Below are 15,432 nucleotides of genomic sequence, written 5' to 3'. Positions count from 1 at the left end.
GACGCCTGCACTCTGCCTCTCACCGGCCAGGGCGTCGTGGATCGCATCATCACCAACTTGGCCGTCATCGACGTCGTCGGCGACGGCACCCTCGAGCTGGTGGAACTGGCACCCGGCGTGACCACCGAAGAAGTCGAAGCAACTACCGGAACCGAATTGAGAGTGGAATTGTCATGACCACGTCTGTCATCGTTGCCGGGGCGAGAACCCCGGTCGGTCGCTTGTCCGGATCGTTGAAGGACTTCTCGGGTTCCGATCTCGGCGGTATCGCGATCAAAGGGGCACTGGAGAAGTCTGGCGTCGCACCCGAGCTCGTCGAATACGTGATCATGGGCCAGGTCCTCACCGCAGGTGCCGGCCAGATCCCCGCCCGGCAGGCCGCAGTCGCCGCCGGGATCCCGATGAATGTTCCGGCACTGACGATCAACAAGGTCTGCCTCTCCGGAGTCGACGCCATCGCGCTGGCGGATCAGCTCATCCGCGCAGGCGAGTTCGAGATCGTCGTCGCAGGCGGCCAGGAGTCGATGACGCAGGCACCTCACGTGCTCGAGAAGTCCCGCGCAGGCTTCAAGTACGGCGACGTGACGATGAAGGACCACCTCGCGTACGACGGTCTGTACGACATCTTCACCGACCAAGCAATGGGTGGGCTCACCGACGCTCGCAACAACGGTGCAGTTGCAAGCACGCGTGAGGAGCAGGACGCCTTCGCGGCGGCCTCTCATCGACGTGCGGCGACGGCTTGGAAGAACGGCGTCTTCGACGATGAGGTCGTTCCAGTGAAGATTCCACAGCGCAAGGGCGATCCGATCGTCTTCGGTCAGGACGAAGGCATCCGCGCCGATACCACCACCGACACACTCGCCAAGCTCCGTCCGGCCTTCTCGAAGACCGGAACCATCACCGCGGGTAACGCGTCGACGATCAACGACGGTGCTGCTGCCGTGATCGTGATGAGCAAGTCCAAGGCCGAGTGCCTCGGACTCGAATGGCTCGCCGAGATCGGTGCACACGGTGTGGTTGCCGGCCCCGATTCGTCGCTGCAGTCCCAACCGGCCCGCGCGATCTCAGTGGCGTGCGCCAAGGAAGGAATCGACCCGAAGGATCTCGATCTGATCGAGATCAACGAGGCCTTCGCCGCGGTCGGTATTGCCTCGACCCGTGAGCTCGGCATCGACGAGGACAAGGTCAATGTCAACGGCGGTGCCATAGCGATCGGGCATCCGCTGGGAATGTCCGGTGCACGTATCGCACTGCATCTGGCGCTGGAGTTGCAGCGCCGCGGCGGCGGCATCGGAGCGGCCGCTCTGTGCGGCGGCGGCGGCCAGGGCGACGCCCTGATCGTGCGCGTTCCGAAGAGGTAGACCCCACGGACTCGAAGCGGACCAGAACAGCCACGACACTACGGATTTCGAGCCAGTAACTGGAACTGGCTCCGTCGCGGTATCACCACCGACTCGCCAGTCCAGTGATCCACAGGCTTGAGCCCGTCTCTTCGACGACCCCGTTCCGAAGCACCAACCAACCTCCACCCCAGCCCGCTGTCGTCCGAATCGCTCGACACTTTCCCTGTCGGAAGGATCGCTCGTGCTGAGTGGGAGGCACATCAGGACATACAAAAATCCCCTGATCTGCAAATGTACGCAGATCAGGGGATTCTTTCTGTGCGCCCGAAGGGATTCGAACCCCTAACCTCTTGATCCGTAGTCAAGTGCTCTATCCGTTGAGCTACGGGCGCATGTTCAGTTATCCAACTGGTCTAGCTGAACGGTAAGAATCTACCGTTCGTGGCGGAGGCGAGAGGATTTGAACCTCCGGTCCCGGTGAAAGGACAAGTCATTAGCAGTGACTCCCATTCGGCCGCTCTGGCACGCCTCCTAGGCTGCCGGCCCTCTCGGACCGCCGAGGAAAGAGATTACACACGGCAAAGGCCAGAAGGCAAAACGGCTGGTCGACGCCTCAGGTTCGCACGGCGTTCGCGTAGAAGATGCGTGTTGCTCGTCAGCGCATGAAGCTGTCGAACCAATCGAAGATTCGAGTCTGAGCATCGACCAGAGCTGCCTCGGCCGGGTCGGTGTGGTCGCTGCTGCCCGGTTGCTCCCTGGGATGGTCGGCCCGATGCTGCACACCCGAATAGCTGACGATGTTCGTGGCCACTGAGGCACGCGTGGCAGCGTCGCGAAGGGCCTCGATGTGATCCGGTGGGGTGTGCGGGTCGTCCTCGCCGTAGAGACCGAGCCAGGGTGCCTGAAGCTTGGGTGCAGCCTCGACCAACGCGATCGCATCGGAGTTGAGCGGTTCGACGATGCCCGCTGCGGCAACACTGACCGCCGCTCCGACCGGACGGCTGGTGGCCACGATCAGAGCTGCTGTGCCTGCGTCGTCGAATCCGATGACCCCGACACAATCGGGATAGACCCCGCGCTGCACCAGCCAGTCGGAGGTGGCGTCGAAGTCTGCGAAGAGGTCGTCGCCGAAGACCTCCTTGTCGTCGCTGTGACCCCGGTGAAAGAGATTCGGGGCGACGGCGAGCCAGCCTTCCATCGCCAGCGCACGCAATAGGTCGAGCAGAGACTGGGGAATTTCACGAGCCTCGTGCAGCACGACGATTCCGCCGCGCGGTGTGCCCTCCGGCTCGATGGCCGTCAGAGGCACCTTCTCTCGTGGGGGAGACTCGTGCGCGGACGTATCCACCTCGTCGTCCGCGCCGACTGTGGGCGCGGTGGCGGACCGAAGGACTGCGACGTCGCTGAAGATTCCCGACATACTTATCGAAGATAGGACGATCGGTCCGGTCGTGCACAGCAATAACACGGACGCGTAGAAGTCAACCCCGAACCTGAGCGCATAATGGCAGCCGTGACCGCGCACATCCGCCCCGACCTCGACGCCATCCCCGCTTACATTCCCGGCCGTAGCTTTCCGGGGGCAATCAAGCTGGCGAGCAACGAAACAACGCAGGGCCCGCTGCCCAGCGTGCATGCCGCTATCGCCGAGGCCGTCGGTGGCGTCAACCGCTACCCCGACATCCGGGCGACGGCACTCGTCGAATCCCTGGCGAAGAAGCTCGGAGTAGCGACCGAAAATGTGGCGGCAGGTAACGGTTCGGTTGCACTGTGCCAAGAGGTCGTTCAGATCACGTGTGGCCCCGGCGACGAGGTGCTGTTCGCATGGCGTTCGTTCGAGGCGTACCCGATCATCGCGCGCGTTGCTGGTGCGACGCCCGTGCAGGTTCCACTGACCGCAGACCACGTGCACGATCTCGACGCGATGCTCGCGGCCATCACCGACCGCACCCGCCTGATCTTCGTGTGCAACCCCAACAATCCGACGGGAACCGTCGTCCGGCGCGCCGAGCTCGAGGCCTTCCTCGACGCGGTGCCGTCGAACATCCTCGTCGTACTGGACGAGGCCTACTTCGAGTACACCCGCCCCGACGCTGACGGCGATCACGTCGATGGCGTGGAACTCGCGCGTGGACGACGCAACGTGATCGTGCTGCGCACCTTCTCGAAGGCGTACGGTCTCGCCGGCTTGCGGGTGGGCTATGCGGTAGCCGACCCGGACGTGATCACAGCATTGTCCAAGGTGCGCATCGCCTTCGCAGTCAGCACGATTGCGCAGCAGGCAGCGTTGTCGTCGCTCGAGGCCTCGGCGGAGCTACTGGCCCGCACCGACGCCCTCATAGTCGAACGCGACCGCGTACGCGACGCTCTGGTCGGAGGAGGCTTCGACGTCAACGCATCGCAGTCCAACTTCGTGTGGCTGCCGTTGGCCGAGAGGTCCGGTGCATTCGCGTCGGCTGCAGCCGAACAGGGTTTGCTGCTGCGCGCCTACGGAAGCGACGGCGTGCGGGTCACCATCGGCGACCCGCACGAGAACGACGCATTTCTGAAGTACGCCCTACAGGCCTAGCGCGCGTTCGAGCGTCGGCCAGGACTCACGCAGGTCGTCCTGCCAGTACGGCCAGCCGTGAATTCCGTAGGGGCGATAGACGGTTGTCGCTGGGATGTCCAACGCGCGCAGTCTCGTATCGAACACTGTCGTGCAGTACAGCGCGGCGGCCTCGAGCGGCCCGCCCATGAGCGCACTCTCCGGTCCGCTACCGCCGGGACCGAGTTCGTACGGGCCGGGCAGACCGGTACCGACGGAGATGTAGACGTCTTTGCCGCGGAGGGCTTCGGCGTTGGCGGATGGGTCGTGCTGCACCCACAGAGGATCGGTGTTCTCGCCCCACATGTTGGACGCGTTTCCGCCGTTGGTCGCGACGGTAGCGCGCACCGCGTCCTTGAAGTTGGTCTGCGAATTGTCGTAGCAACCGCTCAGGCCGGCGACGCCGGTGTAGAGCTTGGGGTGACGCGTGATCAGATCCATCGCGGCCTGCGCGCCCATCGAGACACCCGCGATAGCGTTGGTGCCGTTACCGGAGAAGCGCGCATCGATCAGCGGCGGCAGTTCCGACGTCAGGAACGTCTCCCACTTGTTCACACCGAGCACTGGATCCGGAACATTCCAGTCGGTGTAGTAGCTGCTCGATCCGCCGACCGGGAGCACGACGTTGACCTGCTTGTCCGCGAAGAAATCGACGATGTCGGTCTTCTGCGTCCAGGTGCTTTCCTTGTAATCGGATTCCTTGCCTGCACTCACACCGTCGAGCATGTAGAGCGTCGGGCGGGACACGGCCTGCGCGGCCGGAAGAAGAACCTGGACCTGAATGGCGCGGCCCATGGCAGGCGACTCGACCCACACCGCAGCGCGGCGGTCGGTCAGCATGTCGACACGATCGATTCGCGCCGAAGCCGACGGCAAGGACTGGGCCTCCATGCTGGGCACTGCACCGCCACCATCGGAACTGCCGGTACCGGGCAGCGGCTGCGCCCCGGCGAGACCCGACCCCAGCAGGGAAACTGCCAGAGCAGTTCCCGCTACTGCCAACACACGACGGTGCATCTGATCTGCCATCCTCCCCAGGCGCACCCTCGCGGGCGCAACACAAACAACATCCGTTACACAACGTACCCACCGCTACGCAGACACGCCGAAGCCTGTGGGTCCGCTCACAGTAGCCGCGAAACAACGCGTACAAAAGTCTGCGTAATCCTTTGTTACATCTACTGAAGATATAACGGTCTACCTGGTCCGATGTACCGAATCTTGCGGTCGTTCGGGAGGCACTCGATATGACATTCGGTGGACTTTTCGGGGGTCGATGTCACATCGAGTGGACTTCCGTGGTGTCGACTCAGCCGCGGCCGGTCTCGCCCTGCAACTTGTCGATCATTTCCGACGCCTGAGCCTTGTTCAGATCATCGGGGACTTCCTGCCCGGCTTCCTGAGCGAGGGTGCTCAAGTAGCTCTTCTGCGGCCCGGTCATCGGCTCGTCGCCGGTGACCCAATCGTCGGGATCCTTCTCGGGGTTCTGGTTGACCTGCTCGTTTTCGCTCATACGTTCGTAAGTACGCCGAATCGGCGGGTTCCAAACACGTTCGTGATTCAGGAGGCGCGTCCGTAGGTCGTGCGAATGACTTCATTGACAGTTCAATGACCGCCCGGCAATGCTCCACGTCACACCCCCCTCGATTGGAACCCTCATGAAGACGAAGAACCTGCTGGTCAAGATCGGCATCTCTGGTGTCATTGCAGCGTCAGCCGCGATCGCCGCCCCTGCTGTCGCGTCCGCCGACCCGATCACCGATTTCCTGTGCGGAGCCGGCTCGGCTCAGTTCTGCATCCTGCCTCCGCCGCCCGCCTTCGCACCCCCGCCGACGCCGCAGGGAGCACCCGCGCCCGCACCTCAGCCCAGCGGATTCCAGTACAAGAACTGCGACGCCGCACGTGACGCTGGCGCCGCTCCCGTCTACCGCGACGAGTACGGCTACGGCCCCCACCTCGACCGCGACAACGACGGCATCGGCTGCGAGTAGCGAATTCGCACTTATGCGGGCAGATCATCGCGAAATGCCTGCATAAGTGCGATCTCGGCGGGCGGATACGCTCATTCGGTGAGACGACGCCAGCAACCTCCCCTGGCGAAGCGACACGGACTGGACCCCGCGCGTATCCGAATGCCCGAGGACGGCACCTGGCGCACCGTCCGCGACTTCCTGACGGCGACCGAGTTACGAATCCCTGCACACCGGATCGACGCCATGTTCGACGCCGGCGAGATCGTCGACATGGCCGGTCCCCTCTCCTCCGACGCGCCGTACGTGGCCGGCGAGGCCGTCTGGTTCCACCGCGACCTTCCGACGGAAACCGTTGTGCCGTTCGATATCTCGATCGTGCACCGCGACGACGCGCTGCTGGTGATCGACAAGCCGCACTTTCTGCCGACCATCCCCCGCGGCGGACACATCCTGCAGACCGCGCTGGTGCGACTGCGCCTGGAACTCGATCTGCCGCAACTGGTGCCCGCGCACCGACTCGACCGCGTCACCGCGGGTCTGGTCTTGTTCGTCGTCGATCCGGCACTTCGTGGCGCGTATCAGACGCTGTTCCAGGATCGAAAGGTTCACAAGGAGTACGAGGCGATCGCTCCGTACGACCCCACGCTGACCTTGCCCACCATTGTCCGCAGTCGAATCGTTACGGAGAGAGGGCAATTCACTGCCCACGAGGTGCCCGGAGAACCCAACGCGCACACCACCGTCGAACTCCTGGACCATCGGGCCGGACTCGGCCGCTATCGACTGACACCGTTGACCGGCCGCACCCATCAACTGCGACTGCACATGAACTCGCTCGGCCTGCCGATCCTCGGTGACGACCTCTACCCGACGGCCACCAACCGGGCCGTCGACGATTTCACCGCTCCTCTTCAATTACTCGCCAGCGCAATCGAATTCATCGATCCCATTTCCAAATCCGTGCGACGCTTCGAGACCGGATCGAGCCTGGAGCGTTGGGTGTCGGATGGCAGACCCTGACTGCCGTCGCCGCTGACTACTCGGGATTCCGGTCACGCTCGGACTTCACCAGCTCCTTCGTGCGCACCAAGCGCAGCGCGGTGACCAACACGACGCCCCCGATGATGTTGAACAGCACTGTGTATCCGAACCATTCGATCCAGGCGACATAGCTCACGTCGGCACCCGCGTGGATGGCCCCGAAGATCAGCAGGGAATCGAGAATCGAGTGGAACAACTGCAGACCGGCCAGAAGGAAACCAGCCGCCATCGCGGCGATGATCCGTGCGACGTCGGAGGTTGTTCCCTGCTGCATGCGGGTCAGCAGGGTCATCGTGCTGCCACCCAGAACAGCCAGGCAGATCGACTGAAGATTCAGTGGCGCGTCGACGAAATGATGTGCCGACTCGGACAACACCTCGAGCCACTGCGGAAACGCGTGCGCGATCAACCACATCACGAACCAACCGCCCAACAGATTGGCCAGTAACGTCCCGACCCACAGCCTCGCCAGCTGCAACGGTGTTCCGTTGCGGGCCACCACTGCCGCGATCGGCATCAGGAAGTCCTCGGTGAACAGCTCACCATGGGCGAGATAGATAGCCACCAGGCCGATTCCGAACGCCAGGCCTGCCAGTAGATGACTGTCGGTCTCGTCCAGAACCGCGAGATACGCCATCACACCCAGAGCGACTTCGAGCCCGCCGAAGAATCCGGTGATCAGGACTGTGCGCACGGTGCGGTGCAATCGCTCGGCACCCTCCGACACAACGGCGTCGAAACTTTCCTCGAGTTCCTCTTCCAGAGGGCCCTCGTTATCGCCGTCGTTGCGCCGCGCTTCTTCGCTCATTCGCAGGTAGTACCCACTGAGCCGGGATCGATACCAGCCGGCGCTGTCTGTGTCGGCGCCGATCGTCCACAGACACAAACCGGCCCACCCTTGCGGGTGGACCGGGGTTCGACTACGAACATGTGGCGGAAGCGGAGGGATTTGAACCCCCGGACGCTTTTACACGTCTCTCGCTTTCAAGGCGAGTGCATTGGGCCGCTCTGCCACGCTTCCGTGTGCGATCTTAAACGGCTGGGCGGCCCGAGTCCCAATCGCCCCTCATCGTCGCGGTGCCGCCGCCGCGGTGTCCATCGCTGCGTCGACCTTCTCGAATATGGTGCCGAGCACCTCGAGTTCCTCTGGAGAAAGCAGATCGACGAGATGTCGGCGCACACTGCGCACATGGGTGGGTGCCGCCTCCGCCAATCGTCGACGGCCCTCCTCGGTGATCACCGCGAGTACGCCTCTGCCGTCGTCGACGCAGGTACTGCGAGTAACCATGTCCTGAACTTCCATTCGCCTGATCTGATGCGTCAGGCGACTTCTCGAAGACAGGACACCGTCGGCCAGCTCGCTCATTCGAACCGAGCCGTCGACCGATTCGGACAACATCACCAGGATGCGGTATTCCGCCATCGACAGATCGTGGCCATCCTGCAGATCCTTGTTCAGTACCCCCATCAATCGTTGCCCGCCGTCCATGTAGGCGCGCCATGCTTTCATTTCCGCAGTGTCGAGCCACTGCGGGTCCCCCCCGGAACCAATGGCTAGTTCGGCCGTCACCCGTGACATCTTAGGCAAGAAATCTACCGACGAGTAGCTTGCACTGGTTGAATGTTCGATTCGAGTCCGAGACCTATGGTCGAGTTATGACAGATCCCAACATCGAACCGCCGTACGTTGCCGCAGCCGACAGATACGAGTCCATGCACTTCCGGCAAGTGGGATCACGCGGACCGAGGCTTCCGGCAATCTCGTTGGGACTGTGGCACAACTTCGGCGACGACGTTCCAGTGATGAACCAGCGCGCGATCCTGCGTCGCGCCTTCGATCTGGGGATCACGCACTTCGATCTGGCCAACAACTACGGCCCGCCCTACGGCAGTGCGGAGAAGAATTTCGGTCGCATCTTCTCGGAGGATTTTGCCGGCTATCGCGACGAGCTGATCATTTCGAGCAAAGCCGGCTGGGACATGTGGCCAGGCCCGTACGGCTTCGGTGGTTCTCGGAAATATTTGCTCTCTTCGCTGGACCAATCGTTGACGCGCATGCGCCTGGACCACGTCGACATCTTCTACAGCCACCGTCCCGACCACGACACCCCGATCGAGGAAACCGCGGGCGCGCTGATCAGCGCGGTTCAGCAGGGCAAGGCCCTGTACGCGGGCATCAGCTCCTACAAGCCCGAGGGGACGCAGAAGATGGCGGACCTGCTCGCCGACGCGGGTGTTCCACTGCTGATTCACCAGCCCAGCTATTCGATGGTCAATCGCTGGATCGAGCCCGAACTACTCGGCACTCTCGACGCGATCGGCGCAGGCGTCATCGCGTTCTCTCCCTTGGCGCAGGGCATGCTCACCGACAGGTACCTCGACGGTATTCCTGCGGATTCGCGAGCAGCGCAGGGCAAGTCGTTGAACCCGGATTGGCTCACCGACGACCACATCGGACACCTTCGGGCTTTGAACGACATCGCCGCCGCCCGCGGTCAATCCCTCGCACAGCTCGCGCTGAGCTGGGCCCTGCGCGACCCGCGGGTGACGTCCGTCCTGATCGGCGCATCGAGCGTCGAACAGCTGGAGAACAACGTGGCCGCGCTGGACAACCTCGACTTCACCGACGACGAGCTGGCCCAGATCGACCAGCACGCCGAGGACTTCGGAATCAACCTCTGGGACCTGTAGGAGTGCCTGCGGCAGTGGTGGCGCACTATGGAGACATGCGTGCCATCACACTGAAAGAATTCGGCGACCCCGACGTCATGGAATGGACCGAGGTTCCCGACCCACGTCCGAGCCGCGGGCAGGTGATCGTCGACGTTTCGGCCACGGCCATCAACCGTGCCGATCTGATGCAGCGTCAAGGCAACTACCCGCCGCCCCCTGGTGCCAGCGACATTCTCGGCCTCGAATGCTCGGGCATCATCTCCGAACTCGGCGAAGGCGTCAGCGGGTGGAACGTGGGCGACAGAGTCTGCGCACTCTTGGCCGGCGGTGGCTATGCGGAGCAGGTCGCAGTACCCGCCACTCAGCTGTTTCCGATTCCGCAAGGGCTCGATCTGCATGTGGCAGCGGCACTTCCGGAGGTGGCGTCCACAGTGTGGTCCAACCTGGTGATGGATGGACACATGCGCTCGGGCCAGGTATTGCTCATCCACGGTGGTGGTAGCGGAATCGGTACGCACGCAATCCAAGTGGCCAAGCAGATGGGCGTCACCGTCGCGGTCACCGCCGGCTCGAAGTACAAGCTGGACATGTGCGCCGATCTCGGTGCGGACATCCTCATCGACTACAAGAACCAGGACTTCGTCACCGAGATTCGTTCACAGACAAAGGATCACGGAGCCGACCTGATCCTGGACAACATGGGAGCGAAGTACCTCGATCGAAATCTCGACGCCCTGGCCATGGACGGCACCGTCGTCACCATCGGGATGCAGGGCGGCGTGAAGGGAGAGCTGAACTTCGGCAAACTCCTCGCCAAGCGCGGATCGGTTCACGCTGCCGGGTTGCGCGGGCGCCCCGAGACCGGACCGTCGAGCAAGGCCAACATCGTCGCGGACATGACGGAGCACCTGTGGCCGCTGATCTCCGAGGGGCGCGTCACCGCCGTCGTACACGCCGAGATCGCGATAACCCAAGCGGCGCAAGGGCATCGGATGCTCGACGAGTCCGAGACGATCGGGAAAGTGATCCTGCGAGTCCAGTGATGTGCGCCTGAGGTCGTGAGCGGAACCTCGTAGTGGGCTACGAGGTTTCGTGCACGTGCGGCAAAGCCGCTCTAGAGAGCGAGCGCGGTGAGCGCTTTGACGAGCTGATCGATTTCGTAGCGGGTGGTGTACGGAGCCAGACCGATGGAGACGGCACCACCCTCGTCGTTGACTCCGAGTGCATCGAGCAGACGACTGCCGCCGTGGACTCCGCTGACACTGCCGATTCCGGCCTGCGCGAGTTGCTCGGACACCTTCACCGCAGGCACACCCTCGACCGTGAAACTCACGGTGGGGACCCGCGTGGGCGCATTGCCCAGCACCATGACGTGATCCAGCGAATCCAGCGCCTTCATCAAGTAGTCGAAGAGCCCGTCGTGGTAGTACTGCAGCGATCCGATCGAGAGCTCGAGTCGCTCACGACGGGTTCCTGTTGCGGCGTCGTCGAGATTGGCAAGGTAGTCGATGGAGGCCACCACACCGGCCAACAACGCGTACTGGTGACTGCTGACCTCGAGCCGCGCGGGCCCCTTGGCCGACGGGTTGAGCGACATCGACGGAAGTTGTTCCAGCAGGGTCGGATCGCGGAAGATCAGCGCGCCGACGGACGGGCCACCCCACGCCGCAGCATCGATCGCAACGACGTCGGCCCCGAGTTCCTTGATGTCGACGTGAGCGTACGGAGCAGCTCCGGCTGCATCGACGACGATCAGTCCGCCCACCTCGTGCACCAGATCTGCTGCAACCCGGACATCGGGTGCGCTGCCGACGATCGGCGATGCCGCAGTGACCGCGACGAGCCTGGTGGTGGAGGTGATGAGGTCGTCGAACTGCCACGTGGGCAGCTCACAGGTATCGATTTCGACCTCGGCCCATTTGACGTGGGCGCCGGTTCTGCTGGCCACCCGCAGCCAGGGCGCGACATTCGCTTCCTCGTCCAAACGCGAGAGCACCAGCCCGGTCCCCAGACCGAGCCGTGAGCTCATGGACTCGGCGAGCCACGACAGCAGCGTCGCGCGGTCCGGTCCGATGACTACCCCGGACGGATACGCACCCACCAGATCGGCAATCGCCACACGCGCGGATTCGAGCAGAGCTGCACTCCGCTTGGCTGCGGTATTACCGGCCGAGTGGTTGGACGCGCTGTGCCGAAACGCTGTGGACACCGCGGTGGACACCCGATCCGGAATCAACATCCCCAGCTGAGGGTCCAGATGAATCCACCCGTCGCCGAGGGAGGGAATGGACCCTCTTACCCGCGCGACGTCGTACCCCATGCCGGACACTCTAAGCGCCGACCGGTGAAGCATGTGTTCCACGTCCCGTTTCGCCAGGGAACGGTTGCCCACTTCGCACGCTCGATCCCTCCCTGTCTTCTACATTTTTTCGACGAGCCCCTGTTGTTTTCTCGACGAACTACTGTTCCCGACGACCGAACCAGGATAATCGCCCCGGACGATCGCGCAACGACGAGCGACGGGTAAAGATGGATACATGACCCAATCCGAGTCGAACAGTGCCCCCGATGACCACGTCGTTGTGATCGGCCCCAACGGAGAACCGCTCGCCCTGAGCCGCGAGGAAGCGACGGCCGCAGCCGCCCGCGCCGCCGGATCGTCGGCGAACGAAGATTCGGACGACGGGTCGGGCCTGTCGGAGATGGTCGAGCAGCCCGCGAAGGTGATGCGCATCGGCACGATGATCAAGCAGCTGCTCGAGGAAGTGCGCGCCGCGCCGCTCGACGACGCCAGCCGGACGCGTCTGAAGGAAATCCACAAGTCGTCGATCCACGAACTCGAACAGGGACTCGCGCCGGAACTGCGCGACGAGCTCGAGCGTCTGGTGCTGCCCTTCGGGGACGACGTCATCCCCACCGACGCGGAACTGCGGATTGCGCAGGCGCAGCTCGTCGGCTGGCTCGAAGGACTGTTCCATGGCATCCAGACGGCACTGTTCGCGCAGCAGATGGCCGCCCGTGCCCAACTGGAACAGATGCGACAGGGCGCGTTGCCTCCCGGTGTGATGGGCACCCCGGGTAGCGGCCACAGTGGAAGCGGTACCGGCCAGTACCTGTAGAAGGTGCGAGTGAAGCCTGCGGAATGAGCCAGGGCGTTTCGACGGGTAGTGTCGACCGTCGTGTCGGCACCAGCGAAGGATCCCGAGAGCGAGGCAGGAGAACAGATGCCTGCTCCGGTTTCGGACTCACAGACTTATCGGCGCGCGTTCGGCGATCTGCGAACCGGTTTCAATCAGCGCGAACTGTGGCTTCATCTCGGCTGGCAGGACATCAAACAGCGTTATCGACGGTCGGTGATCGGCCCGTTCTGGATCACCATCGCCACCGGCGTGCAGGCCATCGCCATGGGCCTGTTGTATTCGGTACTGCTGGACATCGACCTGCGCTCGTTCCTGCCGCACGTCACCGTCGGTCTGATCATCTGGAACCTGATCAGTGCCGCGATTCTCGAAGGCGGAGACGTCTTCGTCGCGAACGAGGGTCTGATCAAGCAGCTGCCGAGCGCGCTCAGTGTGCACGTGTATCGCCTGGTGTGGCGTCAACTGCTGCTGCTCGGCCACAACATGCTGATCTACGTGATCATCATCGCGATCTTCTGGCCCGAGGGTGGGCTGCACTGGACCGTGATCTTCGCGATCCCGGCGCTGGTGCTGATCTTGCTCAACGCCGTGTGGGTGTCCATCCTGTTCGGCATCATCGCCACCCGCTACCGCGACATCGCCCCGATTCTCGGCAGCTTCGTGACGCTGATGTTCTTCATGACGCCGATCGTGTGGACCACCTCGGGCCTGCAGCAAATGGGCGGCGAGGCCGCGAATCGCGCCAAGCTCGTCGAGATCAACCCGCTGTTCCACTACCTCGACATCATCCGCGCCCCGCTGATCGGCGAGGATCAGCAGGCGTACCACTGGTACATCGTGCTCGGCTTCACCGTCGTCGGCTGGGCGCTGGCCATTCTCGCTCTCAAGAAGTACCGGGCCCGCGTGCCCTACTGGGTTTAGGGGTCAGCAGTTGTCCATCAGCATCAGTACCCATGACGCATGCGTCGACTTTCCGATCTTCGACGCCAAGACGCGGTCGCTGAAGAAGGCATTCCTCGGTAAGGCCGGCGGTGCCATCGACCGCAACTCCTCCGACGTCGTCGTCGTCGAAGCACTCAAGAACATCACGATGAACCTGAAGGACGGCGATCGCGTCGGTCTGGTGGGTCACAACGGCGCGGGCAAGTCGACGCTGCTGCGACTGCTCTCGGGCATCTACGAGCCGACGCGTGGCAGCGCCACCATCCGCGGCCGCGTCGCGCCGGTGTTCGATCTGGGCGTCGGTATGGACCCGGAGATCTCCGGCTACGAGAACATCATCATTCGTGGCCTGTTCCTCGGCCAGACGCGCAAGCAGATGCTCGCGAAGATGGACGAGATCGCCGACTTCACCGAACTCGGCGACTACCTGGACATGCCGCTGCGTACCTACTCGACGGGTATGCGGGTGCGTGTCGCGATGGGCGTGGTCACCAGCATCGATCCGGAGATTCTGCTGCTCGACGAGGGCATCGGGGCCGTCGACGCGGAGTTCATGAAGAAGGCGCGTCATCGGCTGCAGCAGTTGGTGAAGCGCTCGGGAATCCTGGTGTTCGCCAGCCACTCCAACGAATTCCTGGCTCAGTTGTGCGATACCGCGATGTGGATCGATCACGGCCAGGTACGGCAGCAGGGCGGCATCGAGGAAGTGGTGCGGGCGTACGACGGCGACGACGCGGGAGACCACGTCGCGCAGATCTTGAAAGAGATCGAGCGGGAAGATGCAGCCGGTGCCTGACAAGATTGTCGGGGTCATCGTCACGCACAAGCGTCGTGAGTTGCTGGCTTTGTCGTTGGACGTGATCGGTGCTCAGACCCGTCCGCTCGATCACCTGGTCGTCGTCGACAACGCCGACGAGCCCGCTGTCCGCGAGTTGGTGGAGTCGACGGCCCTGCCGACGACGTACCTCGGCTCGCGGCACAATCTCGGCGGCGCGGGCGGGTTTGCCCTCGGCATTCTGTACGCGCTCTCGCTCGGTGCGGATTGGGTGTTTCTCGCCGACGACGACGGCCGCCCCGAGGGCCCGAGGGTGCTCGAGACTCTGTACGACTGCGCCCTCGCCCACGGCCTCGACGAGGTCTCCCCTGTCGTGTGCGACATCGACGATCCGGATCGGCTGGCGTTTCCGCTCCGCCGCGGCGTCGAGTGGCGTCGGCTGCGATCGGAGTTGATCGACCCGGAGAATCCGAACGACGATCTCCTGGAGGGCATTGCGTCGCTGTTCAACGGCGCGCTGTTCAAGGCGTCGACGATCGATGCGGTGGGCGTGCCCGATCTGCGGCTGTTCGTGCGTGGCGACGAGGTGGAAGTGCATCGTCGGCTGCAACGCTCGGGTCTGAAGTTCGGCACGTGCCTCACCACCGCCTACGTCCACCCCAACGGGGCCGAGGAGTTCAAGCCGATCCTCGGTGGACGAATGCACACGCAGTACCCGGAGGATGCGACCAAGCGGTACTTCACCTACCGCAACCGTGGTTACCTGATGTCGCAGCCCGGCATGCGAAAGCTGTTGCCGCAGGAGTGGATTCGGTTCACTTGGTTCTTCCTGATCACCACTCGCAACCCGAAGGGACTGGCCGAGTGGTTCCGGCTGCGCGGGCTGGGGCGTCGGGAACACTTCCGCCGACCCTGACGCTGCCTCCAAGGGGTGCGCGCACCCACGTGATACCGC

At 63.4% G+C, this 15,432-nt stretch carries 16 protein-coding genes, 3 tRNA genes and 1 pseudogene; 11 read left to right on the top strand and 9 right to left on the bottom strand.

Annotated elements, in window-relative coordinates; genetic code table 11:
- Together CH286_RS28150 and CH286_RS10010 are read left to right on the top strand one after the other, a co-directional pair.
- A pseudogene (locus CH286_RS28150) lies at positions 1-177 on the top strand (succinyl-CoA--3-ketoacid-CoA transferase); the annotation flags it as partial.
- On the top strand, positions 174-1,364 hold the full coding sequence (locus CH286_RS10010; protein ID WP_094609073.1) for an acetyl-CoA C-acetyltransferase: 1,191 nt from the start codon (positions 174-176) through the stop codon (positions 1,362-1,364). The pseudogene CH286_RS28150 and the gene CH286_RS10010, both read left to right, overlap by 4 nt.
- 301 nt (positions 1,365-1,665) lie before the next feature.
- Here the strand turns inward: CH286_RS10010 and CH286_RS10005 are convergent.
- The 3 genes from CH286_RS10005 to CH286_RS09995 form a co-directional block, all read right to left on the bottom strand.
- Positions 1,666-1,738, bottom strand: a tRNA-Arg gene (locus tag CH286_RS10005).
- Between the two features lie 50 nt (positions 1,739-1,788).
- Positions 1,789-1,878 (bottom strand) — tRNA-Ser (locus CH286_RS10000).
- A gap of 123 nt (positions 1,879-2,001) precedes the next feature.
- Entirely contained in the window at positions 2,002-2,766 is a 765-nt protein-coding gene (locus CH286_RS09995; protein ID WP_032405142.1) for a dienelactone hydrolase family protein, read from the bottom strand.
- A gap of 84 nt (positions 2,767-2,850) precedes the next feature.
- Between CH286_RS09995 and hisC the strand changes: the two genes are divergently transcribed.
- Positions 2,851-3,915 carry a histidinol-phosphate transaminase gene (hisC, locus tag CH286_RS09990; protein WP_441347110.1) on the top strand — a complete coding sequence of 355 codons (1,065 nt, stop codon included), beginning with the start codon at positions 2,851-2,853 and terminating at the stop codon, positions 3,913-3,915.
- Here hisC and CH286_RS09985 read toward each other — a convergent pair.
- Positions 3,904-4,950: an alpha/beta hydrolase gene (locus CH286_RS09985; protein WP_037152970.1), complete on the bottom strand. Its 1,047-nt coding sequence runs from the start codon at positions 4,948-4,950 to the stop codon at positions 3,904-3,906. The genes hisC and CH286_RS09985 overlap by 12 nt on opposite strands.
- Positions 4,951-5,242: 292 nt before the next feature.
- The gene (locus tag CH286_RS09980) at positions 5,243-5,446 is read right to left on the bottom strand and encodes a DUF3072 domain-containing protein (RefSeq protein WP_032381115.1); all 204 of its coding nucleotides are present in this window, start codon (positions 5,444-5,446) and stop codon (positions 5,243-5,245) included.
- Between the two features lie 145 nt (positions 5,447-5,591).
- On the opposite strand from CH286_RS09980, the gene CH286_RS09975 reads away from it, so the two are divergent.
- Both CH286_RS09975 and CH286_RS09970 read left to right on the top strand, forming a co-directional pair.
- A complete protein-coding gene (locus CH286_RS09975; protein ID WP_094609072.1) occupies positions 5,592-5,924 on the top strand; it encodes an excalibur calcium-binding domain-containing protein in 333 nt (110 codons plus the stop codon).
- Between the two features lie 78 nt (positions 5,925-6,002).
- Positions 6,003-6,926, top strand: coding sequence for a pseudouridine synthase (locus tag CH286_RS09970; protein WP_176458198.1), 924 nt, complete (start codon positions 6,003-6,005; stop codon positions 6,924-6,926).
- A 16-nt stretch (positions 6,927-6,942) separates the two neighbouring features.
- On the opposite strand, the gene CH286_RS09965 is transcribed toward CH286_RS09970, so the two are convergent.
- The 3 genes from CH286_RS09965 to CH286_RS09955 form a co-directional block, all read right to left on the bottom strand.
- A complete protein-coding gene (locus CH286_RS09965) occupies positions 6,943-7,755 on the bottom strand; it encodes a formate/nitrite transporter family protein (RefSeq protein WP_032405139.1) in 813 nt (270 codons plus the stop codon).
- Between the two features lie 123 nt (positions 7,756-7,878).
- A tRNA-Ser gene (locus CH286_RS09960) sits at positions 7,879-7,968 on the bottom strand.
- Positions 7,969-8,013: 45 nt separating this feature from the next.
- Positions 8,014-8,526 carry a MarR family winged helix-turn-helix transcriptional regulator gene (locus CH286_RS09955; RefSeq protein WP_441347109.1) on the bottom strand — a complete coding sequence of 171 codons (513 nt, stop codon included), beginning with the start codon at positions 8,524-8,526 and terminating at the stop codon, positions 8,014-8,016.
- A 77-nt stretch (positions 8,527-8,603) separates the two neighbouring features.
- Between CH286_RS09955 and mgrA the strand changes: the two genes are divergently transcribed.
- Together mgrA and CH286_RS09945 are read left to right on the top strand one after the other, a co-directional pair.
- Positions 8,604-9,638 carry an L-glyceraldehyde 3-phosphate reductase gene (gene mgrA, locus CH286_RS09950; RefSeq protein WP_032405138.1) on the top strand — a complete coding sequence of 345 codons (1,035 nt, stop codon included), beginning with the start codon at positions 8,604-8,606 and terminating at the stop codon, positions 9,636-9,638.
- 35 nt (positions 9,639-9,673) lie between these two features.
- Complete coding sequence (locus CH286_RS09945) at positions 9,674-10,663, top strand: NAD(P)H-quinone oxidoreductase (protein ID WP_094609123.1); 990 nt, start codon at positions 9,674-9,676, stop codon at positions 10,661-10,663.
- Positions 10,664-10,734: 71 nt separating this feature from the next.
- Here the strand turns inward: CH286_RS09945 and CH286_RS09940 are convergent, their stop codons facing one another.
- On the bottom strand, positions 10,735-11,940 hold the full coding sequence (locus tag CH286_RS09940; protein ID WP_037152886.1) for a cysteine desulfurase-like protein: 1,206 nt from the start codon (positions 11,938-11,940) through the stop codon (positions 10,735-10,737).
- A gap of 217 nt (positions 11,941-12,157) precedes the next feature.
- Between CH286_RS09940 and CH286_RS09935 the strand changes: the two genes are divergently transcribed.
- Genes CH286_RS09935 through glfT1 form a run of 4 tightly spaced genes read left to right on the top strand, consistent with a single transcriptional unit; the run spans position 12,158 to position 15,393 of the window.
- On the top strand, positions 12,158-12,739 hold the full coding sequence (locus tag CH286_RS09935; protein ID WP_037152883.1) for a bacterial proteasome activator family protein: 582 nt from the start codon (positions 12,158-12,160) through the stop codon (positions 12,737-12,739).
- A 60-nt stretch (positions 12,740-12,799) separates the two neighbouring features.
- Positions 12,800-13,681, top strand: a complete 882-nt coding sequence (wzm, locus tag CH286_RS09930; protein ID WP_032381189.1) for a galactan export ABC transporter permease subunit Wzm/RfbD — start codon at positions 12,800-12,802, stop codon at positions 13,679-13,681.
- A gap of 16 nt (positions 13,682-13,697) precedes the next feature.
- Positions 13,698-14,498 carry a galactan export ABC transporter ATP-binding subunit Wzt/RfbE gene (gene wzt / locus CH286_RS09925; RefSeq protein WP_170944878.1) on the top strand — a complete coding sequence of 267 codons (801 nt, stop codon included), beginning with the start codon at positions 13,698-13,700 and terminating at the stop codon, positions 14,496-14,498.
- On the top strand, positions 14,482-15,393 hold the full coding sequence (glfT1, locus tag CH286_RS09920) for a galactofuranosyltransferase GlfT1 (protein ID WP_176458197.1): 912 nt from the start codon (positions 14,482-14,484) through the stop codon (positions 15,391-15,393). Before wzt ends, glfT1 begins: the two co-directional genes overlap by 17 nt.
- Positions 15,394-15,432: the final 39 nt, after the last annotated feature.

The organism is Rhodococcus sp. WWJCD1 (assembly GCF_002258735.1).
Classification (GTDB): Bacteria; Actinomycetota; Actinomycetes; order Mycobacteriales; family Mycobacteriaceae; genus Rhodococcoides.
Note: the sequence above shows the minus strand (reverse complement) of the source record. Positions and strands in the feature narration are given on the sequence as shown.

What these genes read in the sequence shown, in the direction of transcription:
- mgrA (WP_032405138.1), top strand. Translation starts at nt 8,604, where the DNA reads ATGACAGATCCCAACATCGAACCGCCGTACGTTGCCGCAGCCGACAGA.
- CH286_RS09975 (WP_094609072.1), top strand. Translation starts at nt 5,592, where the DNA reads ATGAAGACGAAGAACCTGCTGGTCAAGATCGGCATCTCTGGTGTCATT.
- CH286_RS09965 (WP_032405139.1), bottom strand. Translation starts at nt 7,755, where the DNA reads ATGAGCGAAGAAGCGCGGCGCAACGACGGCGATAACGAGGGCCCTCTG.
- CH286_RS09980 (WP_032381115.1), bottom strand. Translation starts at nt 5,446, where the DNA reads ATGAGCGAAAACGAGCAGGTCAACCAGAACCCCGAGAAGGATCCCGAC.
- CH286_RS09945 (WP_094609123.1), top strand. Translation starts at nt 9,674, where the DNA reads ATGCGTGCCATCACACTGAAAGAATTCGGCGACCCCGACGTCATGGAA.
- CH286_RS09995 (WP_032405142.1), bottom strand. Translation starts at nt 2,766, where the DNA reads ATGTCGGGAATCTTCAGCGACGTCGCAGTCCTTCGGTCCGCCACCGCG.
- hisC (WP_441347110.1), top strand. Translation starts at nt 2,851, where the DNA reads ATGGCAGCCGTGACCGCGCACATCCGCCCCGACCTCGACGCCATCCCC.
- CH286_RS09940 (WP_037152886.1), bottom strand. Translation starts at nt 11,940, where the DNA reads ATGGGGTACGACGTCGCGCGGGTAAGAGGGTCCATTCCCTCCCTCGGC.
- CH286_RS09955 (WP_441347109.1), bottom strand. Translation starts at nt 8,526, where the DNA reads ATGTCACGGGTGACGGCCGAACTAGCCATTGGTTCCGGGGGGGACCCG.
- glfT1 (WP_176458197.1), top strand. Translation starts at nt 14,482, where the DNA reads ATGCAGCCGGTGCCTGACAAGATTGTCGGGGTCATCGTCACGCACAAG.
- CH286_RS10010 (WP_094609073.1), top strand. Translation starts at nt 174, where the DNA reads ATGACCACGTCTGTCATCGTTGCCGGGGCGAGAACCCCGGTCGGTCGC.
- CH286_RS09935 (WP_037152883.1), top strand. Translation starts at nt 12,158, where the DNA reads ATGACCCAATCCGAGTCGAACAGTGCCCCCGATGACCACGTCGTTGTG.
- CH286_RS09985 (WP_037152970.1), bottom strand. Translation starts at nt 4,950, where the DNA reads ATGCACCGTCGTGTGTTGGCAGTAGCGGGAACTGCTCTGGCAGTTTCC.